We start from the raw sequence: 2,433 nt of genomic DNA on the forward strand, positions 1-2,433 counted from the left end.
GGGATAGATTTCAAATAAATTATTTACGTAATTAAAATCGAAGTTATCTGTAGTTAATACGTATCCGTTGTCAATGGCTTCAGACAGACTTGCTTTTCCTGCGTTATTTACATCACCACTTGGGTCTATCAATATACCGATGAGGTTCATTTTTGTTTCGTCCCAATCTTGATCGAGAATTATGGAAGCATTGATTGTGTGTGTTTCACCTACGGCAACGGTAGCAGGTAATGAATTTACCATTCCTCCGAAACTTGGGTAGATACCTCTTCCAACATGGTTGTAAATCATTTGTGAAGCGGGTACTGAACTTGGTAAATCTCCCCAGTTATATCCAGCAGGATCTATCAAGGTAATCCCTTGAGAACCGTAATAATTAGCTTGGTTGTATCCGCTTGTTGTTCCGGTAACACTGTCTTCTGTTAAAATGATAGCGAGTTTATAATTGTTGTTGATCGCCTCTATGATTTCTGCTGATAATGACATTTTTAACTCACGTGTTGTTGCATTAAATTCAGCACCCATTTCTATAAGGGCAGAGGGTTGTGTTGTTATTCTTTGTATAAAATCTTGGCGCATGGCAGATGGGTCTATGTCCGCACCCCTATCTACAATTCCGCTCGGGTAACCATTGATGTACGCTCCAAGTGCAGCGTCATACGTAGCATTTGCCATTGGATCATTGTTGTGTACAGCAACTCCCGCCCAGAAATCATGAAATTCTATTTCCATTTCATCCATGGCCACGGCTCCTCTCGGACACCATCCACACCATGTTCCTGTTGCTTCTTCACCAAATACCATTCTTCCAGGGTATACTTCTATGGGAGTTAATGATTGAGATTGACTATCGTCATTGCTGTCATCATCTAACCCATTTCCGTTTACATTAGTGATTGTTGCTGTAAAATTAGCTGCACCACTACTTAATGTAATGCTATTACTCAAACTTAATTCTACTTCATCTAATGACGCAAGGTTTAAATTTGTAAAGGTTTCTGTTGTTTGATTTCCATTATAATCTAAAGTGACCTCAACAGAATTGATCGTATTTACTCCTAAATTTCTTATGCGTATTTCAGGTGAATTTGATTGTCCTACTAATACAGATTTTGGGTCTAAATAAGTTAAACCTGCATTGGTTGACGGGAGTGTGTAAGGGGTAATAGTGTAAGCGATATCATCCAGATAAAATTCAGCGCCCTGAATACTGTAGATATTTAAAGAAGCTATTTGATTGATAGAATTGCTAAAACTTCCAACATTGTTATTATCAATAAAAACCTCCCAATTGTTCGTGTTTAAATTCAATTGCATACTGAACTTGAACCAAGTTCCTTCTGTGTAACTGGTCGTAAGGAATGTTTCGTCGGTATTGTAAACCTGAAGTGTTCCATTACTAAAATTAGCATCCATGGCCCAAGCATTTCCAATGGTGCTTTCTTTTTGAAAATTAAAGTAGGCTTTTTTTCCATTGGCCACGTACATCCATACTTCAAAATCGAAGTTACCCGTTGAATATTCACCTCCAAAATCTTTCACGATATCACCCGGACCACCCGATCCAGTTGCTAGGAAGTATAAGGCATTCGTTCCGCTGTGTGCAAGTGTTGAGCTTACGGCTACGTCATCAGATCCACCTCCAGATCCCGACCAAGTCGTCCAATCTGCAGTGGTTCCAATCTGTGTACCGGCTGCATAGGATTCAAAGTCATCAGAAAAGGTTTGGCCAAAAGTTAAGGAGCTGGCAAGCACTCCTGACATTAGGGGTAAAAGTTTTTTCATAGTTCTATAGTTTTATCTAAACCTAAATAAAACTTAATGGAAAGCAAAACGTTGATAATGGCATTCTTGTAATCATAAAAAAGGCCCATCTAATGAGATGAGCCTTCTGTAGTTTTTATGGTGAACCTAATTCATACGCTTTTGACGTTGCATTGGGTTTTCGTTCATTTTCTTTTCTTGAAACAATTGGTATCTACTCGGTTTTACTTCTTTTGGCCAAGCGTTGTTGTTCAAGTTTGTGTCTCCTGTTTCTAAGAAGGGATCTAGTCTAAATGAAACTACTTCTTCCTCAAAAATAAAGACTTTGCTGATGTTGTAGTTGTCTCTCATCCACACTTCAGCAGGTATGCGAATGATTTCTTCTGTTCCATCGACAAATGTTGCTCTAATAATTAATGGCATCACCAATCCTCCAATGTTTTCAAAGTGTAATTCATAGAAGTTATTGTTGGCCGCTAATAAATCCAAATCCTTTTCTGATGGGGGTTGAATGTCATCGTAAAATCCAGAGATAAGTATTTTTTCATCCTCGTCTTTCAAACTGCGAAGAGCCCACACCAACCGCCAGGCGGCATTGGGGAATATTGATCCTCCCAAACCGGAGTGGGATTCTCGTTCGGCTGTCTGAACTGAAAGCTCGACGTAGAC

The 2,433-nt window shown here is 39.2% G+C and carries 1 protein-coding gene and 1 pseudogene; both read right to left on the bottom strand.

All coding sequences use genetic code 11. From position 1 onward, the window contains the following. Window positions 1-1,785, bottom strand: a 1,785-nt coding sequence (locus AC22ZQ_RS14120) for a glucodextranase DOMON-like domain-containing protein (protein ID WP_318959407.1), incomplete at its 3' end; no start/stop codon positions are given. 126 nt (window positions 1,786-1,911) lie between these two features. Then, window positions 1,912-2,433 (bottom strand): annotated as a pseudogene (locus tag AC22ZQ_RS14125) (hypothetical protein); the annotation flags it as partial.

The sequence above is a fragment of the Lishizhenia sp. genome (assembly GCF_057456495.1).